The following is a 19,146-nucleotide window of genomic DNA, read 5'->3' as shown; positions in this document are numbered from 1 at the left end:
CATGACCGACGGATTCGACCTGACGCGCGACGGTGAAGTCGCCCGGCTCACGCTGAACCGGCCCGAGAAGATGAACGCGATCACCTACGGCATGTGGTCGGCGATCCCGGACGTCGTGGCCGAGGTGGAGGCCGACCCGGCGCTCAAGGTGCTGGTGATCGCGGGCGCGGGCAAGCACTTCTCGGCCGGCGCGGACATCAGCGAGTTCGGCGAGCTGCGCACGACGGCGGACGGCGCGGCGCGTTACGACAAGGCGGTCGAGGGCGCGGTCGCCGCGTTGACCGCGATGCGGAAGCCGTCGGTCGCGATGATCCAGGGCAACTGCATCGGCGGCGGCTGCCAGGTCTCGGTCGCGTGCGACTTCCGGTTCGCCGCCGAGGGCGCGCGCTTCGGCATCACCCCGGCGAAGCTCGGCATCGTCTACCACTTCGACTCGACGCGCCAGCTGGTCTCGCTCGTCGGGCCGGCGCACGCCAAGTACTTCCTGCTCTCCGGCGAGCTGATCACCGCCGCCCGGGCGCGCGAGATCGGCCTGCTCAACGACGTCTTCCCGGCTGCCTCGCTGGAATCCTCGACGTCGGAGTTCGTCTCGACGTTGTGCTCGCGTTCGCAGGCGTCGATCCGCGGGATGAACCGGATCATCGAGAAGATCGTCGCCGGCCAGGAGACGCCGGACGCGGAGGTCGAGGAGATCCGGTCCGAGGCCCTGCACGGCGAGGACTACGCGGAGGGCGTCGCGGCCTTCCTCGAGCGGCGCCCGCCGCGGTTCACCCACCGCTGACCGTCCGTCCACATCGGACTCGGTACCGGTCCTCAGGCATCCAGGTATTCGCGGAAGTGCTCGGCGACGACGTCGGTCACGCCGGCGGGGTCGAGGCGGCCGTCGATCTCGAGGACGCGGATGCCGAGCTCCCGCGCCGACCGGACGACCTGGGCGGCGAGCATCCGGTCGCGGGTCAGCCGGGTCCGCTGGGCCGGGATCTCGGGCTCCTCCGGCCGGTGCCGCAGCTGGTGCTGGCGGAACAGCTCGGTCGGCACGAGCACCACCATCCGGCGGGGCGAGTCCACCAGTGGCGCGACCAGCTCCGGCCGCAGCCCGCGGCCCTCGGCGACGATCGGCCGCGGCGACGTCAGCGCGCCCAGCTCGTCGAGCGCCCAGCCGAAGCGGCGCCGGAACTCGGTCACCATCGCGGTCAGCTGGTCGGCGGCCGGGACGTCGGACGGCTGCGCGTCTGCGGGCCGGGTCCGCTGGTCGTGGTGGTAGATCGTCAGCCCGTGCCGCTCGGCCAGCAGCCGGGCCACGGTGGACTTCCCGGTCCACGGGGCGCCGCCGATCCACAGCGTCTTCCGCAGAGTGCCGTACGGATCCGAGGTCATCAGACGACTATCGCGAAACCGGCCGCCCGATGGCCAGTGTTCCGGCCCCGGTTGATCCGTTCAGCGCAGGGTGACGCCGCACGCACGCCGCGCGGTCACGATCTGTCGCTTTCGTTGTCGACGACCAGCACGGTCGAAGCGTCCGCGAAACCCGGCTCCCGGTCGAGCCGGAACCGGAACTGCGAGCCCGGCCGGACCGCGGCGACCACCTGGGTTTCGGCCGTGTCGAGCACGATGATCGCGTGCTCGGCGGTGACCGGCTCCTCGCGCACCACGAAGTCGGGACGCGGCTGGGGGACCACGACCGGCATGGGGAGCGTGCCGCTGACCGAGCCGGACCCGTCGTCGTCTTCGTGGTGCTCGACCGGCTCGAACGGCGGCGGTGGGACGAGCCGCGGGCGGCGCCGCCACCAGAGCCCGGCGATCAGGCCGGTCAGCAGGCCGCCGGTGCCGCTGACGGCCGACGCCAGCCCGATCCCGAGGCCGTCGGACGTTTCCGCGGGCGGCGGCGCCACCGGGGCGGCGACGGGCGGCATCGGCGGCAGGGGACCGAACTGCACGGCGGGGTCCTTGGCGTCCTCGGGCAGCTGGAGCACCTGGCCGGGTTCGATCGCCGTGGCGTCGGTGAACGGCGTCCCGTCGGGCCGCGGACGGCCCTGGTTGAGCTGGAAGATCTCGGGGAACCGCCGCCCGTCGCCGAGCGCGCGTTCGGCGATCTTGAACAGCGTGATGTCGTCGGGGTTGTCGGCGTGCGGGACGACGTAGTACTTGACCGACGGCGGTGGCGCGGCCGGCGTGGTCTGCGCGAGGGCGGGGCCGCCGGCGAACACGGCGACGAGCACCCCGGCACAGCCGGCCTGCGCGGCCCGCCCGAGCGCGCGGCGCACCCCGGGAACCCGGTTTTCGACCATCGTCGGCACCCTCTCCCCGGTGACCCCGGCGGGTCCCGGTGTAACCCCTCTAACACGGGGCGGGCGCGGGCGCGGTTCAGATCACGGAGTGCGGGACGGGTCAGATCCGGTCCCAGGCCACCGTTTCGTAGGCCTCCGCGAGCAGCTTCACGGCGCGGTCCGCGGGCGGCAGCACGAAGTCGTCCACCGAAGCGACCGCGCGTCCCGGGGTCTCGGAGTTCGTCAGGACCATCGCGTCGAACCCGGGCAGGTCGGCGGGCCGGACCTCACGGGTCTCCTGCGGGACGCCGAGGCGGCGCAGGGCTTCCCGCTGCACAAGCATCGTGATGCCAGGCAGGACTTCGGCGTCCGGCCAGACGACCGTGTCGCCGGCCAGGAACGCCGCGTTCCACACCGAAGCTTCGCTGATCCGGCCTTCGGGGTCGACGAACAGCGCGTCGTCGTACCCGGCGAGCTCGGCCTGCCGCGAGTGGTGGATCAGGCCGAACGTGCCGAGGTGCTTCACCTGTGGCAGATCCCGCTGGTACCGCACGGTCCGCAGGCGCAGCGGCGCCGGGTCGACCGGGTGCGGCGGCAGGGTGCGGACCAGGATCTCCGGGGTCATCGGCTCGTCGAACGACCGCGTGAGCACCAGGACCCGGACCGAAAGCGCCGGCTCGTCCGCGATCGCCTGGCGGACGTAGGAGCGCACCCGCTCGACGTCGAGCTCCGCGCCGAACAGCAGGCGGGTGCTCGTGGTGAGCCGGTCGAGGTGGTGGGCGAGCCCGCGGACCCGCCCGTCCCGGACCTGCATCGCGGTGAAGTGACCGTAGGAGGTCATCGCCGCGACGGCAGCGTCCGGGCCGAGCGGGACCCCGTTCAGCTCGGAGCGGACCGCCACTACTGGACGGTGACGCCCGTGAACTTCACCTGCTTGGTCGGCGCCCCGGTCCCGTCCTGCGGGTTCGGGTTCGCGATGCCGGCCTTGGCCACCGCGTCGAGCACCTTCAGGCCCTCGTCGCTGATGCTGCCGAACACCGAGTAGTCCGCCGGGAGGCCTTCGGCGCTGCCGTAGACCATGAAGAACTGGCTGCCGCCGGAGTTCGGGGCCTGCGTCTTCGCCATCGCGAGGATGCCGCGGCCGTACTTGATCTCCGGGAACGCCTCGTCCGGCATCGTGTAGCCGGGGCCGCCCTGCCCGTCCTGGGTCGGGTCGCCGGTGGCCGACGGGTCACCGCACTGCAGCATCTGCAGGCCCTCGGTGCCGAGCCGGTGGCACATGGTGTCGTTGTAGAAGTTCTGCTTCGCGAGGCTGACGAAGCTCTGCACCGCGCACGGCGCGAGCGCCCGGTCGAGCGTCAGAGGGATGTCGCCCGCCGTGCTCTTCAGCGTCACGTTCACCGTGCCGGTCGACGCGACGTTCTTGCCGTCGGGCAGGTTCACCTTCTTCGGCGCCTTGCCGGTCGTGTCGGCCTTGAAGTCGCACGTCGTCGGGTTCGGCAGCGCCGCGGACCGCTTCGGCAGCGCGGTGCGCTGCGTCGGGATCTGAACTTCGGTCGGCGGCGGGGCGGCCGAGGACGACGCGGCGGTGTCGGTGTTCTCGCCGCCGTTCGCGCTCACGATCCACACCACGACACCCGCGACGACGAGGACGGCCACACCGACCACACCAGCGCCGATCCTCCTGCGTCGCTTCTGCTGCTCCAATCGGCGCTCGAGCTGCCGCTCGAGTTTGCGCTTCGCAGCTTCGCGGCGCTGCTGGTTGGTCGCCACCCCGTACCCTCCAGGTTTCCGCTCGTGTCACACGTCTGAGGTAGCGGCAGTGTATGGGCACAGCCTGTGAGGACCATGTACAGGGCCCGCTAGTCTCAACCCGATCGTGATCGGCGCCATCCGGCGCGGAAGTCCGGGAGGCGTTCGGTGCTCGTCGTCGGGTTCGGCAGCGGCCCGCTGCAGGCCAACTGCTACCTGCTGGCGGAGGCCGCCGGCGGGCCTTGTGTGGTCGTGGATCCCGGGCAGGACGTCGCGGCTCCGCTGGCCGCCGCGCTCGCCGAACACCGGCTGGTCCCGGCGGCGCTCGTGGCCACCCACGGGCACCCCGACCACGTCGCCTCGGCCGCCGCGCTGTCGGCCGACCACGGCGTCCCGCTGCACCTGCACCTCCTCGACGCCGAGCTCTACGACGGCGAGAGCGTCCCGCTCGAGACGGGCGGCTTCGCCGGGCTCGACGTCGACGTCCGGCACGTCCCCGGGCACACGCCCGGCTCGGTCGTGCTGAGCCTGGCGACGGCCGAAGGCGGCCGGCTCGCGCTGACCGGCGACACGCTGTTCGCGGGGTCGGTCGGCCGCGGCGCCGACCCGGAGGCGGTGCGGGACCTGCTGGCGAGCTTCCCGGACGACACGGTGGTGCTGCCGGGCCACGGCCCGGCGACGACGATCGGCCGGGAGCGCGCGGGCAACCCGTTCCTGGCCGGGACGGGGGCGTGAGCATGGCCGAAGAGACGTCCGAGCGGCTGGCGCTGTTCGAGGAGGACCCGCGCGGCCGCCGTCGCCGCGGGATCTCGGGGCTGATCGGCGCGGTGATCGTCGCCGCCGCGTTCGGCGGGATCGCCGGGCTGATCGGCGGCACGGTGACCGGGCTGGTCGTCGCGCTGGTGATCGCCCTGCCGCTGCTGTACGTGATGGCGGTCAGCATCCGGCGCCGCGTCTGGCTGGAGGGCTCGACGCTGCTGGTGCGCACCTGGGGCCTGCGCCGGGTCGACCTGGTCGCGGCGACCCGCCTCGACCTCGTCGTCGGGGACGTCCGGGGCTCGCGCACGGTCAGCCTGCTCGTCAACGCCGGGCAGCGGGGCAAGGTGGCGAAGGTGGACCTCGCGGTGTTCTCCGGGACCGGCGGGCGCGAGCTGGGCATCCTGCAGCTGCGGAAGCTGGCGAACGCGCTGATGAACAACACCGAGGCGAACGGCCTCGTGTTCGGGGAGCTGCTGGTCGCCGAGCTCAAGGCGGAGGCGCGCGGCACCGGCGTGGCCGACCGGCCGCTCTACCGGCTGGCGTCGGTGGCGCCGTCCGGCAAGTACGTGCAGCGCTTCACGATGGAGGCCGTCAGCCGGTTCGTGGCGACTCTCGACTGAGCTCGTCGTTCTCCTTGCGGAGCTGTTCGAGCTGGTAGGCGAGCTCTGGGAGCTCCTGGGCGATGTAGCCGGCGAGGCGTTCGACGTGCTGCACGGTGGCGCGGATGTCTTCGAGGGCGGCCGCGATCCGCGGCAGGGATTCGACGGCCTGGACGGTGGCGGTGACCAGCCGCAGCGTCCCGCGCACCAGCTGGCGCGGGCCGATCAGCACGAACATGGCGTCTCCCCGGGTCGGCTGCCGCCTTCCTACCGCGTTCTCGCTGGTCCGGCGCGGTCGGGGTGCGCTCGTGTTACGGGTGGGACGGAACGGCCTTCGTGGTGCTGTTGAGGTACGTCGCCGGCTCTCGTGAGGCGATCAGCGCGGACAGGACGGTCGTCACCGGGACGGCCGCCACGATGCCGACGCTGCCCGCGAGCGTCCGGATGATCTCCTGCGCGATCTCCTCGCTGCCGAGCAGCGCGCCCAGCCCGACCCCGGAGATCGACGAGTACAGCAGCACCGGCAGCGCGGCCCCGGCGTAGGCCATGACGAGCGTGTTGACCGCCGAGCCGACGTGGTCACGGCCGATCCGCAGCCCCGAGCGGTACAGCTCCTGCCAGCTCAGGTCCGGGTTGGCGCGCCGGAGCTCCCAGACGGCACTGGTCTGGGTGACCGTGACGTCGTCGAGCACACCGAGCGCGCCGATGACCACGCCGGCGAGGAGCAGGCCGCGCGCGTCGATGCCGTGGCCGAGGGAGCCGATCAGCGTCGACGTGCTGTCGTCGAGCCCGGTCAGCGACGCGGCGGCCGAGAAGATCGCCGACAGCACCCCGATGAGCGCGAGGCTGACGAGCGTGCCGAGCACGGCCGCCGACGTTCTCGCCGACAGCCCGTGCGTCAGGTAGAGGGCGATGAACATGATCGCGCCGGCGCCGGCGATGGCCACGACCAGCGGGTTTTCCCCGGCGAGGATGGCCGGGAGGATGAAGAGGGCGATCACGACGAAGGACAGGCCCAGCGCGGCCAGCGCGGCCAGGCCCTGCCAGCGGCCGAGCACCAGCACGGCGACCGCGAAGAGCGCGGCCAGCACCAGCAGCGGGGTGCCGCGCTGGAAGTCGACCAGCTGGAAGCTCGCCGGGTCGGCCGCGTTCCCGCCGTTGTAGGCGAGCACCACGGCGTCCCCGGCGGTGAAGCGCGGGGTGCTGGGCTCGATCGGGACGGTCAGCTTCAGCTGCTTCCCGTTCGCCGGGCCGTCGGTCATCGTGAGGTCGACGGTCAGGCAGGGCTTGGCGTTCGGGTCCGTCTGGTCGCCGACCTGGACCTGGCCCTGGGCGAGGCACGGACCGGTGTTGGTGGCGGTGATGTTCGCGGCGACGGGCGTGCCCTGCGGGACGACGCTCGTCGGATCGGCCTTGCCCCAGGGGTAGAGCACGACCATGCCGACGACCGTGGCGAGCGCGAGGGGCGCCAGCAGCCAGATCAGCAACAGCCGGACGCGGCGGGACGCCGGGGCGGCGGGGCCGTGTCCGTGACCGTGGCCGTGCCCGGTTTCCGTGGCGGTGGGCTCGGGTTGCTTCGCGGTGCGGGGCCGGGCTCCGGCGGCTCGCTGCGGCCCGGTGTCTCCACGCCGTGCGGCGCGCTGGGGACCGGTGTCGGCGCGGCCGTCTTCGGGAAGCCGCCGGGCGCCGTTCTCGGCTCGTTTTGCGCCGGTGGGAACCCGCTGCGGCCCGGTGTCGGCCCGGCGCGGGGCATCAGCCGCGCGGCGGGTGCCTTCCGGCGGCGTCCGGCGGACCGGTTTCCGGGGCGTACCCGGCGTTCCGGACGTCCCGCGGGCCGCGGAAGGGGACACCTCGTCGGTGACCCGGCGAATCGGGCCGGTTTCGTCGTCGTCGAGGTCGGGGCGGTCCACCCGCACATCCTGACAGCGGGACCGCGCGCCTCACGCAAGGGGCCGCCGACGGCCCGGTTCGTCCGGATGCGCCGTGTCGTCCGCCGGTGTACGCGTGTCGTCCGTTCAGGTACGCGTGTCGTCCGGTACGCCGATGGACGACACGCGTACCCAGCCGGACGACACGCGTACCCGGGTGGACGACACGAGGGTCAGCCGTAGGCCTGCCGGACGTGGACGCGGCGGTAGGCCGACGGCGGGGTGTCGAAGTGGTCGAGGAAGGCCTGCCGGAGGGTTTCGGTCGAGCCGAAGCCGCAGCGGCGGGCGATCGTGGCCAGGGGCAGGTCGGTGCCGGACAGCAGGCGGGCCGCGTGCTCGGTGCGGATCGTGCGGACGTACCGGCCGGGGGTGGTGCCGAGGTGGGCGTCGAACAGGCGGGTGAGCTGGCGGGCGCTGATCCCGGCGCGAGTGGCGAGCGCCGGCGTGCCGAGGTCGTGGTCGAGGTGCTCGGCGATGTACGCCGTGAGGTCGCGGACCTCGCGGTGCTCCGGCGGCGGGCCGGCCAGGAACAGGCTGACCTGGGCCTGGTTCCCCGGCCGCTGCAGGTAGGTCACCAGCGAACGGGCCACCTCGCGCGCCAGCGTCGGCCCGTGGTCGGCCTCCACCAGCGCCAGCGTCAGGTCGAGGCCGCTGGTCACGCCGGCCGCCGTGTAGACGTTGCCGTGCCGGACGTACAGCGGCACCGGGTCCACCGTCACCTCCGGGTAGTCCTCCGCCAGCTTCGCCGCCCAGCGCCAGTGGGTCGTCGCGCGGCGGCCGTTGAGCAGGCCCGCCGCGGCCAGCACCTCGGCGCCGGTGCAGACCGACGCCACCCGCCGGCTGGTCCGCGCGAGCCGCCGGACGTGGGCGAGCACACGCTCGTCGGCCGCCGCCGACGTGCTGCCCCAGCCGCCCGCGACGACGAGCGTGTCGAGGTCGCCCGCCACCTGGTCGAGCCGCAGGTGCGGCTGCAGGACCAGCCCGGAGCCGCTGCGGATGCCCTGGCCGTCGAGGTTGGCGAGCCGGATCTCGTACGGCGGGCGCGCGCCGTGGCGGTTGGCGGCGTCGAGCACGTCCGCCGGGCAGGCGATGTCCAGCAGCTCGACGTCGGGGAAGCCGACGATCGTGACCCGTCTGGGTGAACCTGCCATGATCGCACGCTAGCAGCCGGACCGGCGCTCGGACGCGGTTCGCAGGTTTTCGGACATCCGCGTTCCGCCGGGTCACGCGAGCCGCCAAGGTCGGGGCATGACCGATGAGCAGAAGACCATCGCCTTCGTCGTGTACCCGGGGCTGACGCCGCTCGACCTGGTGGGCCCGCTGCAGGTGCTCAGCGCGCTGGCCCAGATCGACCCCGCTTACCGGACCGTCGTGGTGGGGGCCACGAAGGACGCCGTCGACACCGACACACCGCTGCGGATCGCCCCGAGCCACACGTTCGACGAGGTGCCGTCGCCGTTCGCGGTCCTGGTGCCCGGCGGCACCGTGCCGACCCTGCGCGCGATGGCCGACGAGGCTCTCCTCGCCTGGCTGCGCACCGCGGCCGCGGGCGCCGAGCTGGTGACGTCGGTCTGCACCGGCTCGCTGGTCCTCGGCGCGGCCGGGCTCCTCGACGGGAAGGAGGCGACCACGCACTGGATGTTCCGCGAGGTCCTCGCCGGGCTCGGCGCGACGCCGGTCGCGCGGCGCTGGGTCGAAGACGGCCGCGTGATCACCGCGGCGGGCGTCTCCGCGGGCATCGACCTGGCGCTGCGCCTGGTGGAACGGCTGGCCGGCCGGGAGGTCGCGACCACCGTCCAGTTCGTCATCGAGTACGACCCGGAGCCGCCGCAGGGCGCCCTGGACTGGGCCAACCGGCCGTACGGCGATCTCAAGCCGCTGCGCGAGCACACGCTGCGCGCGGGCCTGGCCGACCACCCGGAGCTGCTGGCGAAGCTGATCGCTCACGCGTGAGCCCAACGGCGTCGGCCATCCGGGTGATCGGGGGACGGACCGCGCACCCGGCGGTTAGATTCAGCTCGCTCGATCAGGTGATCTCGCGGGTGGGGTGTAGCCGTGCGGTTCCAGGTCCTCGGTCCGATGACGGCCACCGCCGAACTGCCGTCGGCGGCCCAGCCGCGGCGGCTGCTCGCCGTCCTGCTCGCGCGCGCCGGCCAGTTCGTCGGCCGCGACACGCTGGTCGACGAGCTGTGGCCGGACGGCGCGCCGTCGAGCGCCGCGGCGATCGTGCAGGTCACCGTGTCGAAGCTGCGCAAGACGCTCTCGCCCGGTCTCGGCGCGGCCGAGGCCGGGCAGCGCCTGCGGTCCGGGCCGCGGGGCTACGCGCTGACGGTCGAGCCCGGTGAGCTGGACGCGGACGACTTCCTGACGCTGCTGGCCTCGGGCGCCGACGACCGGGCGCAGCGCCGCCGCGCGCTCGAACGGGCCCTGGCGTGCTGGCGCGGGGACGCGTTCGCCGACGTCGTCGGCGGGCCGCTGCTGGAGGCGCACAAGCTGTGGCTGGAGGACCGGCGCTCGGCGGCGCTGCTGCAGCTGGTCGAGCTGGAGCTCGCCGACGGCGACGGCCGGGCCGTGGTCGAGCGGCTCGACCCGGTGGTCGCCGCACGGCCCGCGGACGAACGGTTCGCCGCGCGGCTGGCGTCCGCCCTCGGCACCGTCGGCCGCCGCGACTCGGCGCTGGAGGTGCTTCGCCGGACGCGCCGGGCGCTGTGGGAAGAGGCCGGCGTGTGGCCGGGCGCCGACCTCGTCGCGGTGTACCGCCGGATCGCCGGCACCGAGTGGACCACGCCGGGCCCGCCCGCCCAGCTGCCGCCCGCGGTACCCGACTTCACCGGCCGCGCGGCCGAGCTGGCCGACGTCGGACGGGCCCTGCGTGGCCCGGCGCCGGTCGTGCTGCACGGCGCCGCCGGGGCCGGGAAGTCCGCACTGGCCGTCCAGGCCGCCTGGCGGGCCCGCCGCCGCTTCCCCGACGGGCAGCTGACCGCGTCGCTGAGCGCGTCGGCCGATCCGGCGGCCGTGCTGACCGGGTTCCTGCGCCTGCTCGGCGCCACCCCCGCGGAACTGGCCGACCGCGAAGGCCTGACGGGGCTCTGGCGCAGCTACACCGCCGACCGGCGGCTGCTGGTGCTGCTGGAGGACGCCGGGTCCGAGGCCCAGGTGCGGGCGCTGCTGCCGGCCGGACCGGGCTGCGCCACGCTCGTCACGTCGCGCCGGGAGCTGCCCGGTCTGTGCGGCGCCCACGCGGTTGCGGTGCCGGATCTGTCCACAGAGGACGCCTGGGCGCTGCTGGCGGCGATCGTGGGGGAGTCCCGGCTGCGCGCGGAACCCGAAGCGGCACAACGGCTTCTCGGTCACTGCGCCGGGCTCGCGCTCGCCGTCCGGATCGCCGGGGTGAAGCTGGCCGCGCGGCCGAACCAGAGTGTCGGCGAGCTCGCCGCGCGGCTCGCCGACGAACGCCGCCGGCTCGACGAGCTGACCACCGGTGATCTCGGCGTCCGCGCCGCGGTGACGTCGGCGGTGCGGGAACGCCCCGCGCACGACGTCGTCCTGCTGCGGCTGCTCGCGGTTTTCGACGGCACGATCCCGGACTGGTGGGCCGCGGCGCTGCTGGACCGCCGGCCGGCCGAGGCCCGCCACCGGCTCGACGCACTGGCCGAGGCGCACCTGCTGGACCCGGTGGAGGCGCGGTGGGTGGTGCCGCCGTTCGTCCGGCTAGTCGTGACGGAAGGGCCGGCGCCGGAGGGCGACCGGACGGCGCTGCTGCGCGCGTGCGAGGTCACGCTGGCACTCGCCGAGCACGCGCGGGGACGGCGGGCGCCGGAGCACCCCGAACGTCCGGCCGGGAAGCCCGCGGCACGGCCGGATCCCGGAGTGCTGCGCCGGATCGCGGCCGACCCGCTGGGCTGGGCGGCGGAAGAGACCGCCCTCATCGCTGCCGCCGTGCGGCTGGCCGGCGCCCACGGCCGCCACGAGCTCACCGAACGGCTCGCCGACGCCTGCACCGCCCTGGCCGGCACCCCGTGGCTCGGCCACGACGCCCGCGCCGTGTCGGTGCTCGGCCTCGTCGCGGCCCGGCGGCGGCAGGACCCGCGGGCGGAGGCGGAAAAGCTGTACCACCTCGGCTCGGTGCACTGGCAGCACGGCCGCGGCCGCCAGGCGCGGAACTACTTCGTCATGGCCGAGACGCGCTTCCGGCAGCTCGACGACCCGCGCGGCACCGGCGTGGTGCTGGCCGCGCTCGCCGACGTCCACCTCGACGGCGGCGACCCGCGTGCCGCCGAGGCCGAGCTGCGGGAGGCCCTCGGCCTGCTGCGGGACTGCGGCGACCGGCGCGGGCAGGCGGCCGCGGCGGCTCAGCTGGGTTCGCTGGCCGAGGACGTCGGGGACGTGCGCCGCGCGGTCGAGAGCTTCGAGGTGAGCATGTTGCTCGCCCGGGAATGCGACGACGGCCGCCGGCTCGACCAGGCCGCCAAGCGGTACGCCGACGTCCTGCGCCGGCACGGCGGCTGCGACCAGGCGGCCGACCTGCTCACCGGCGCGCTCGGCGGCGCCGTCCGCACGCAGGAGCGGCATTGGGAGGCGCACGTCCTGCGCAGCCTCGGCGACCTGCACACCGAGGCCGGGGAGGTGGCGGACGGGGAGCGCTGCCTGACGCGGTCGCTGGCGCTGTTCGAGCAGATCGGCCACCGGCACGCGGCCGCCTACACCCACCGCAGCCTCGCCGAGGCCCGCCGCCGCGCAGGCGACCCGGCGGGCGCCCGGTGGCACGTGCGGGTCGCGATGGGCGTGTTCCGGGAGCTGCGGGACCGCCGGGGAGCGGGGTACGCCCTGCTCAGCCTCGGCCGGGCCCAGGCCGACGACGGCGCCGGGGCCGAAGCCGCGCGGAACCTGCGGACCTCGGCCGAGCTGTTCCGCGGGCTCGGGTTCCCGCTGTGGGAGCTGCGGGCGCTGGGGGAGCTCACCGCCGTCACCGGTGAATCCCCGGCGCGGGAGCGAACCCGTGAAGTCTTGACGAAGATCAGGACCTGACCCGGCCCGCACCCCTGCTCCCGGCCACGGTGTTTGGCGAAGTTATGGGACCGCGGATTTGGCTGCCGCTCGTCGATCGTCGCAGACATCAGGAGGCAAGCCATGCCGGGACAACGGATGCTGGCGCGGGTGGCCGTGGGGCTGACCGCTTCGGCCGCGACGGTGGTGTTCGCCACCATCGGGACCGCGTCCGCGAGTGTCGAGGTCACCAAGCTCTCGCAGGCGCAGGCCGCGTCGCAGCTGTCCGCCGCCGGGGTCACGCACTCCTCCAGCGGGGGCTGCACCACGCGGTCGAACTCGACCTGCACGTCCTACGAGCAGATCAACCAGACCACGGTCACCGGCGTGATCACGCTGAAGCGGGCGAGCGGCTGCGCGGTCAACATCACCGGCGGCACCGAGGTCGGGCACGCGTCGGGCACCTACAGCCACTACAACGGCTACAAGGTGGACATCGCGCACAACAGCTGCATCGACAACTACATCAAGAACTCCTTCGCCTACATCGGCCTGCGCGGCGACGGCTACCCGCAGTGGAAGGCCGGGTCCGGCAACCTCTACTGCGACGAGGGCAACCACTGGGACATCACGTACTACACCTGCGGCTGCTGAGTTTTCCCGGCCGGGACCTGCCCGTCTCGAGGGCTGCGGGCAGGCCCCGGTTACGCACCGCGACGAACGGGTACCTCTCCGGGTGGAGGTGAGGAGATGACTTCACACACCACCCGGGCCGGCCGGCCCCGCACCGCGGTGATCGGCGCCGCGGCGGGGTTCGTGCTCCTGGCCGGTCTCTACCTCGTGCTCGCCCCGTGGGTCACCGGCTTCGGCGGCGCGGGTGTGCTCGCGCTGAGCAACACCTTGGTGGGCCTGGTCCTCGTCGCGCTCGCCATCGCCCGGACCGCCACGCGGCGGCTGTCGCTGATCGGCTGGGTCGTCCCGGTCCTCGGCGTGTGGGCGGCGCTCTCGCCGTGGCTGTTGCGGCAGGTGGGGGAGACCCCGCCGTCGACGGCCGCCCTGACCGGCAACATCGTGGCCGGCGCGGTGGTCGCCGTCGCGGGTGTGGCGCTCGCTAGTTCTTGACCAGCAGCCAGCCGTCTTCGCCCGGCCGGTACGGCGCGTCCGCGCGTTTGGCGACGATGCCGGGCAGGCCGTGCTGGCGGCTCGCGCCGGAGACGGCTTCACCGCCGCCCGCGAAGTAGCGCGGCACCTGCCAGTGGCGGTCGGTCACGACCAGGCCGTCCAGCAGCTCCCGGCGCTCGGTGTAGGGCAGCTCGAGCGTCGCCTTGCCGTCGAAGTGCAGGACGTCGGAGGCGAAGTAGAAGACCGGGCAGCTGGTCTTGAGCCGTTTCGCGGCGGCGCCGTCGGCGCGACGGCGTTCTTCGAGGCCGTCGGGGTAGGGCTTGCCGTCCTTGACCACCACGACTTCGCCATCCAGCAGCACTTCCGTCGACCCGAACTCCTCGCCGAGCTTGTGCAGGTCGGGGTAGCGGCTCGTGACGTCGGCGCCGGTGTCGTCGTGGAGGGTGACGCGGCCGCCGGAGACCTGCATCATCGTGCGCAGGCCGCCCCACGCGAACTCGTACGCCCAGGCGTCGTCGTCGGCGGGCAGGTCGCCCGGGGCCGCGGTCATCGGCTCGAGGAACTCCGGCGCGTCCTCGTGCCCCGGCTCGGCCGGGTCGAGGCGCCGCAGCGTCCAGTCCCGGTTGTCCTCCTCGTGGCGGTTGGCGAAGACGTACTTGCCGCGCGTGCGCTCGCCGTGGAAGACGACCTCGACCTTGTGGTCGTTCCAGTGCAGCGTTTCGTACGTCCCGGTGTCCCAGATGGTCATCGTGCCGCCGCCGTACTCGCCGGCGGGGATCTCGCCGGAGAACGTGAGGTACTCCATCGGATGGTCTTCGGTGTGCACGGCGAGCCGGTTCACGCCCGGCGTCAGCGGCAGGCCCTTCGGCACCGCCCACGACACGAGCACGCCGTCGCGTTCCAGCCGGAAGTCCCAGTGCAGCCGGGTGGCGTGGTGTTCCTGGATGACGAAGAGGTCGTCGTCCCCGGGGACGGGCGGGCCCTCCGGCCAGGGTTCGGGGGTGCGGTCCTTGCCACGCTTGCCGCGGTACTCGGTGAGTTTGTCCGCCATCGCCGGCCCGGCACCCCTTTCCGCTCGGAGCCGCCAGCCTACCGGGCGACGAAGGCCCCCCGCCCGTGGGGCGAGGGGCCTTCTGCGACGCGAAGATCAGTCCGTCTCGGCCATCGCTTCGGCGAACTGAGCGGCGTACAGCCGGGCGTACGCGCCGCCGCTGTGCAGCAGCGTTTCGTGGTCGCCCTGCTCGACGATCTGCCCGTGCTCCATCACCAGGATGACGTCGGCGTCGCGGATCGTCGACAGCCGGTGGGCGATGACGAAGCTGGTCCGCCCGCTGCGCAACGAGTTCATCGCCCGCTGGATGAGCACCTCGGTGCGGGTGTCGACCGAGCTGGTCGCCTCGTCGAGGATGAGGATGACCGGCTTCGCGAGGAACGCCCGCGCCACCGTGATCAGCTGCTTCTCACCCGCGCTGACCGTGCCGCCCTCGTCGTCGAGCACGGTCTCGTAGCCGTCCGGCAGCGTCCGCACGAAGCGGTCGACGTGGGTGGCCTTCGCCGCTTCGATGATCTCGTCCCGGCTCGGGTCGTCCGCGCCGTAGGCGATGTTCTCCGCGATCGTGCCGCCGAACAGCCACGCGTCCTGCAGCACCATGCCGGTCTGGTCGCGCAGCTCCTCGCGGTTCATCTTCGCGATGTCGACGCCGTCGAGCGTGATCCGCCCGCGGTCGAGCTCGTAGAACCGCATGAGCAGGTTGACCAGCGTCGTCTTCCCGGCCCCGGTCGGGCCGACGATCGCGACCGTCTGGCCCGGTTCCACGGTCAGCGACAGGTCTTCGATCAGCGGCTTGTCCGCCAGGTACCGGAACGAGACGTCCTGGAACTCCACGCGCCCGCGCACGACGGACGGCCGCTCCGGGTCGGTGGGCTCCGGGCCCTGCTCGTCGGCGTCGAGCAGCGCGAACACCCGCTCGGCCGAGGCGACCCCGGACTGCAGCAGGTTCGCCATGCTGGCGATCTGCGTCACCGGCTGGCTGAACTGGCGCGAGTACTGGATGAACGCCTGCACCTCGCCGAGCGTCAGGCTGCCCGAAGCGACGCGCAGCGCGCCGATCACGGCCACCAGCACGTAGCTCAGGTTGCCGATGAACATCATCGCCGGCTGGATCATCCCGGAGATGAACTGCGCCCGGAAGCTCGCCTCGTAGAGCGTTTCGTTCTGCTTGTCGAAGAGCGCGGCGGCCTCCTCGCGGCGGCCGAACACCTTGACCAGCGAGTGGCCGGTGTACATCTCCTCGACGTGCGCGTTGAGCTTGCCGGTCGTCGACCACTGCTTGATGAAGTTCGGCTGCGCCCGCTTGCCGATCTTCGCCGCCACGACCGCCGACAGCGGCACCGTGAGCAACGCGATCAGCGCCAGCAGCGGCGAGATCAGGAACATCATGATCAGCACGCCGATCACCGTCAGCAGCGACGAGACGATCTGCGACAGCGTCTGCTGCAGCGACATCGCCAGGTTGTCGATGTCGTTGGTGACCCGGGAAAGCACCTCGCCGCGCGGCTGGCGGTCGAAGTACTTCAGCGGCAGCCGCGCGAACTTGTCCTCGACGTCCTGGCGCAGCCGGTACACCGCGTTCTGCACCAGCGTCGTGGTCAGCCGGGCCTGGATCAGCCCGAAGAACGACGCGATGACGAACAGGGCGAGCACGGTCAGCAGGATCTGGCCGACCTTGTCGAAGTTGATGCCGACGCCGGGCACGAGGTCGACCCGGCCGTAGATGTCGGCGAGTGTGCTGTCGCCCCGGGCCCGCAGCCCCGCGACGATCTGTTCCTTCGTGACGCCCGGCGGCACCTGCTTGCCGAGCACGCCGGCGAGGATCGCGTCGGTGGCCTGGCCGAGAATCTTCGGCCCGATCACCGTCAGCGCGACGCTGGCCGCGCCGAGCACGAGCACGCCGATCAGCTGGATCCGTTGCGGCGCAAGCATCTTCAGCAGCCGCTTGAGCGAGCCCTTGAAGTCGAGCGCCTTCTCCGGCGGCGCGCCGCCGGCCATCCAGCGCCCCGGCCCCGAGGTCGCGGCGCCGGTGTTCTTCTGCCGTTCCGCGGTGGGGCGTTCCCCGGCGTCGGTGACGGCGGTTTCGTCCGTGGTGCTCACGCCGCCTCCTGTTCGGTCAGCTGGGACAGCACGATCTCCCGGTAGGTTTCGTTGCCGTCGAAGAGCTCGTGGTGGGTGCCGGTGCCGACGACGCGGCCCTCGTCGAGGACGATGATCCGGTCGGCGTTGCGGATCGTGCTGACCCGCTGCGCGACGATGACCACCGTGGCGTCGGCGGTTTCCGGCACCAGCGCGCGGCGCAGGGCCGCGTCGGTCGCGTAGTCGAGCGCGGAGAACGAGTCGTCGAAGAGGTAGATCTCCGGCTTGTGCACCAGCATCCGGGCGATCGCGAGCCGCTGCCGCTGCCCGCCCGAGACGTTCGTGCCGCCCTGGGCGATCGGCGACTCCAGGCCCTCGGCCATCGCCTGGACGAAGTCCTTGCCCTGCGCCACTTCCAGCGCGTGCCACAGTTCTTCGTCGGTGGCGTCCGGGTTGCCGTACCGCAGGTTGCTCGCCACCGTGCCGGCGAACAGGTACGGCTTCTGCGGCACCAGCCCGACCGCGCGCGCGAGCACCGCCGGGTCGAGGTCGCGGACGTCGACGCCGTCCACCTTCACCGTGCCCTGCGTGGCGTCCATCAGCCGCGGGATCAGGTTGAGCAGCGTGGTCTTGCCGGTGCCGGTCGAGCCGATGACCGCGGTGGTCTCACCCGGCCGCCCGATCAGCGAGATGTCGCACAGCACCGGCTTTTCCGCGCCGGGGTAGCGGAACTCGACGCCGGAGAGCTCGAGGTGCCCGTGCACCGTGCCGGGCCGGATCGGCGTCACCGGCGGGCGGACGCTGGACTCGGTGTCCAGCACCTCGGTGATCCGCTCGGCGCTGACCTCCGCGCGCGGCACCATCATGAACATGAACGTGGCCATCATGACCGACATCAGGATCTGCAGCAGGTAGGACAGGAACGCCGTCATGGCGCCGATCTGCATGCTGCCGGAGTCGATGCGCTGCCCGCCGAACCACAGCACCGCGACGCTGGAGGCGTTCATCACCAGCATCACGATCGGGAACATCAGCGCCATCAGCCGCCCGACCCGCAGCGACACGGTGAGCAGCGCGTCGTTGGCGACGTCGAAGCGCTCGCGCTCGCGGGAGTCGCGGACGAACGCTCGGATCACGCGGATGCCCATGATCTGCTCGCGCAGGATCTGGTTGATCTTGTCGATCCGCTCCTGCATCAGCCGGAAGGCCGGGCGCATCTTGGTGATGATCGTGCCGACGGCCACCGCCAGCACCGGCACGATCACCAGCAGCAGCGAGGAGAGCGGCACGTCGAGGTTCAGCGCCAGGATGATGCCGCCGACGCACATGATCGGCGCCGACACCATGAGCGTCAGCGTCATCAGCACCAGCATCTGGATCTGCTGGACGTCGTTGGTGGTGCGGGTGATCAGCGACGGCGTGCCGAACTGGCCGACCTCGCGCGCGGAGAAGTCCTGCACCCGGTGGAAGACGCCGGCGCGGATGTCGCGGCCGATCGCCATCGCCGTGCGCGCGCCGAAGTACACCGCGCCGATCGAGCCGGCGATCTGGGCGAGCGTGATGGCCAGCATCATCGCGCCGACGCGCAGGATGTAGTCCATGTCGCCCTTGATCAGCCCGTTGTCGACGATGTCGGCGTTCAGCGTCGGTAGGTAGAGCATGGCGATCGTCTGCACGAGCTGCAGGACGACGATCACCCACAACGTCGTTTTGTACGGGCGCAGGTGACTGCGCAGGAGCTTCACTAGCACAACGGTTCCCCCAGTGCGGTGGTGGTGTTCGGTCCGGGATTCGGTGCGGTGCCGCCGGTCAGGGTGGGCATCCCCGTGGCCAGCTCGTCGAGCAGCCGTTCCAGGGTGGGCAGGAACGGCTCGCCCTCGGTCATGAACCAGTTGACGAAGGCGACGCGGACGGCGCTTTCCACCGAGGAGGCCATCAGCCGGCACAGCAGGTGGTCCGCCCCGCCCGCCCGCTTCGCGATGGTCTCGGCGAGGACGCGTTCGACCGCCGCGTGGGCGTTCAGGAACTCGCCGCGCAGCATCAGCTGGCCCATCAGCTCCCGGATACGCGCAACATACGCGCGATCCGGCTCGCCCTCACGCGAATATTGCTCGATCACGGCCTGCTTGACGGACTCCCAGAGCGGCTCGCCCTCGGGCCGGGCGAGCAGGGCTTCGCGCATCCCCTCGTGGCGGTCGACGACCATCGAGCAGACCGCCTGCTCCTTGCTGGAGAAGTAGTTGTTGAATGTGCGGGGCGAGACGCCGACCTCGGTGGCGATGTCCTCGACCCGCACGTTCTCCAGCCCGCGATCCAGCGCGAGCCGCAACGCGGCCTGCGCCAGCGCGCGGCGGGCTTCGCGTTTCTTGCGCTCCCGCAGCGTGAGCTTCGGGGGTCCTTCCGGCGACATGCACGCAGTGTAGCGAAAAACTTGCGTGCCACGCAAAAAGTTGCGTGGCACGCAAGTTTGGGACGAATCGGACACGGCCGGGATTCCGCCGTGCGAACCCCCGTCAGCTGCGATATCGGCCGCCGTGTGCGCTCCGTTGTGACCCGCAACTTGCAAAATTGGTCCGATTGGCCTAGTCCGCTGCGCTCACCAG

Annotated in this window: 18 protein-coding genes; 7 read left to right on the top strand and 11 right to left on the bottom strand. The window is 72.6% G+C overall.

Features of this window, described 5'->3' with window-relative positions; all coding sequences use genetic code 11:
• Position 1 precedes the first annotated feature (1 nt).
• The gene (locus ACZ63J_RS08775) at positions 2-781 is read left to right on the top strand and encodes an enoyl-CoA hydratase/isomerase family protein (RefSeq protein WP_465336911.1); all 780 of its coding nucleotides are present in this window, start codon (positions 2-4) and stop codon (positions 779-781) included.
• A gap of 32 nt (positions 782-813) precedes the next feature.
• Here ACZ63J_RS08775 and ACZ63J_RS08770 read toward each other — a convergent pair whose 3' ends face one another.
• The 4 genes from ACZ63J_RS08770 to ACZ63J_RS08755 all read right to left on the bottom strand — a co-directional run bounded on the left by ACZ63J_RS08770 (position 814) and on the right by ACZ63J_RS08755 (position 4,040).
• On the bottom strand, positions 814-1,377 hold the full coding sequence (locus ACZ63J_RS08770) for a hypothetical protein (protein ID WP_465398695.1): 564 nt from the start codon (positions 1,375-1,377) through the stop codon (positions 814-816).
• 95 nt (positions 1,378-1,472) lie between these two features.
• Entirely contained in the window at positions 1,473-2,288 is an 816-nt protein-coding gene (locus ACZ63J_RS08765; RefSeq protein ID WP_465398694.1) for a LysM peptidoglycan-binding domain-containing protein, read from the bottom strand.
• 100 nt (positions 2,289-2,388) lie between these two features.
• Positions 2,389-3,168 carry an aminotransferase class IV family protein gene (locus ACZ63J_RS08760; protein WP_465398693.1) on the bottom strand — a complete coding sequence of 260 codons (780 nt, stop codon included), beginning with the start codon at positions 3,166-3,168 and terminating at the stop codon, positions 2,389-2,391.
• Positions 3,168-4,040 carry a peptidylprolyl isomerase gene (locus ACZ63J_RS08755; RefSeq protein ID WP_465312483.1) on the bottom strand — a complete coding sequence of 291 codons (873 nt, stop codon included), beginning with the start codon at positions 4,038-4,040 and terminating at the stop codon, positions 3,168-3,170. The genes ACZ63J_RS08760 and ACZ63J_RS08755 overlap by 1 nt, the downstream gene beginning before the upstream one ends.
• Before the next feature lie 147 nt (positions 4,041-4,187).
• Here ACZ63J_RS08755 and ACZ63J_RS08750 point away from each other — a divergent pair, with 147 nt between their 5' ends.
• Both ACZ63J_RS08750 and ACZ63J_RS08745 read left to right on the top strand, forming a co-directional pair.
• On the top strand, positions 4,188-4,754 hold the full coding sequence (locus tag ACZ63J_RS08750; protein ID WP_465398692.1) for an MBL fold metallo-hydrolase: 567 nt from the start codon (positions 4,188-4,190) through the stop codon (positions 4,752-4,754).
• Between the two features lie 2 nt (positions 4,755-4,756).
• Complete coding sequence (locus tag ACZ63J_RS08745) at positions 4,757-5,398, top strand: hypothetical protein (protein ID WP_465312612.1); 642 nt, start codon at positions 4,757-4,759, stop codon at positions 5,396-5,398.
• Here ACZ63J_RS08745 and ACZ63J_RS08740 read toward each other — a convergent pair.
• The 3 genes from ACZ63J_RS08740 to ACZ63J_RS08730 form a co-directional block, all read right to left on the bottom strand.
• On the bottom strand, positions 5,370-5,615 hold the full coding sequence (locus tag ACZ63J_RS08740; RefSeq protein ID WP_465398691.1) for a hypothetical protein: 246 nt from the start codon (positions 5,613-5,615) through the stop codon (positions 5,370-5,372). The genes ACZ63J_RS08745 and ACZ63J_RS08740 overlap by 29 nt on opposite strands.
• Before the next feature lie 73 nt (positions 5,616-5,688).
• Positions 5,689-7,287, bottom strand: coding sequence for a YibE/F family protein (locus tag ACZ63J_RS08735; protein ID WP_465398690.1), 1,599 nt, complete (start codon positions 7,285-7,287; stop codon positions 5,689-5,691).
• A gap of 191 nt (positions 7,288-7,478) precedes the next feature.
• Positions 7,479-8,456 carry a GlxA family transcriptional regulator gene (locus ACZ63J_RS08730; RefSeq protein WP_465398689.1) on the bottom strand — a complete coding sequence of 326 codons (978 nt, stop codon included), beginning with the start codon at positions 8,454-8,456 and terminating at the stop codon, positions 7,479-7,481.
• A 97-nt stretch (positions 8,457-8,553) separates the two neighbouring features.
• Here ACZ63J_RS08730 and ACZ63J_RS08725 point away from each other — a divergent pair, with 97 nt between their 5' ends.
• The 4 genes from ACZ63J_RS08725 to ACZ63J_RS08710 all read left to right on the top strand — a co-directional run bounded on the left by ACZ63J_RS08725 (position 8,554) and on the right by ACZ63J_RS08710 (position 13,413).
• Positions 8,554-9,258 carry a DJ-1/PfpI family protein gene (locus ACZ63J_RS08725; RefSeq protein WP_465398688.1) on the top strand — a complete coding sequence of 235 codons (705 nt, stop codon included), beginning with the start codon at positions 8,554-8,556 and terminating at the stop codon, positions 9,256-9,258.
• 102 nt (positions 9,259-9,360) lie between these two features.
• On the top strand, positions 9,361-12,333 hold the full coding sequence (locus ACZ63J_RS08720) for an AfsR/SARP family transcriptional regulator (protein WP_465398687.1): 2,973 nt from the start codon (positions 9,361-9,363) through the stop codon (positions 12,331-12,333).
• A 102-nt stretch (positions 12,334-12,435) separates the two neighbouring features.
• On the top strand, positions 12,436-12,945 hold the full coding sequence (locus ACZ63J_RS08715) for a hypothetical protein (protein ID WP_465336900.1): 510 nt from the start codon (positions 12,436-12,438) through the stop codon (positions 12,943-12,945).
• A gap of 96 nt (positions 12,946-13,041) precedes the next feature.
• Positions 13,042-13,413, top strand: a complete 372-nt coding sequence (locus ACZ63J_RS08710; protein WP_465398686.1) for an SPW repeat protein — start codon at positions 13,042-13,044, stop codon at positions 13,411-13,413.
• Here the strand turns inward: ACZ63J_RS08710 and ACZ63J_RS08705 are convergent.
• From ACZ63J_RS08705 to ACZ63J_RS08690, 4 genes are all read right to left on the bottom strand, one after another.
• A complete protein-coding gene (locus tag ACZ63J_RS08705) occupies positions 13,403-14,464 on the bottom strand; it encodes a DNA polymerase ligase N-terminal domain-containing protein (protein ID WP_465398685.1) in 1,062 nt (353 codons plus the stop codon). The two genes, ACZ63J_RS08710 and ACZ63J_RS08705, sit on opposite strands and share 11 nt — an antisense overlap.
• A gap of 96 nt (positions 14,465-14,560) precedes the next feature.
• Entirely contained in the window at positions 14,561-16,564 is a 2,004-nt protein-coding gene (locus tag ACZ63J_RS08700; RefSeq protein WP_465398684.1) for an ABC transporter ATP-binding protein, read from the bottom strand.
• Positions 16,561-18,294: an ABC transporter ATP-binding protein gene (locus ACZ63J_RS08695; RefSeq protein ID WP_465398683.1), complete on the bottom strand. Its 1,734-nt coding sequence runs from the start codon at positions 18,292-18,294 to the stop codon at positions 16,561-16,563. Before ACZ63J_RS08695 ends, ACZ63J_RS08700 begins: the two co-directional genes overlap by 4 nt.
• The gene (locus ACZ63J_RS08690) at positions 18,288-18,953 is read right to left on the bottom strand and encodes a TetR/AcrR family transcriptional regulator (RefSeq protein ID WP_465398682.1); all 666 of its coding nucleotides are present in this window, start codon (positions 18,951-18,953) and stop codon (positions 18,288-18,290) included. The genes ACZ63J_RS08695 and ACZ63J_RS08690 overlap by 7 nt, the downstream gene beginning before the upstream one ends.
• Between the last annotated feature and the right edge of the window lie 193 nt (positions 18,954-19,146).

It is taken from the genome of Amycolatopsis sp. NPDC104863 (assembly GCF_055582965.1).
The sequence above is the reverse complement of the archived record's forward strand: the minus strand, read 5'-3'. Positions and strand labels throughout refer to the sequence as shown.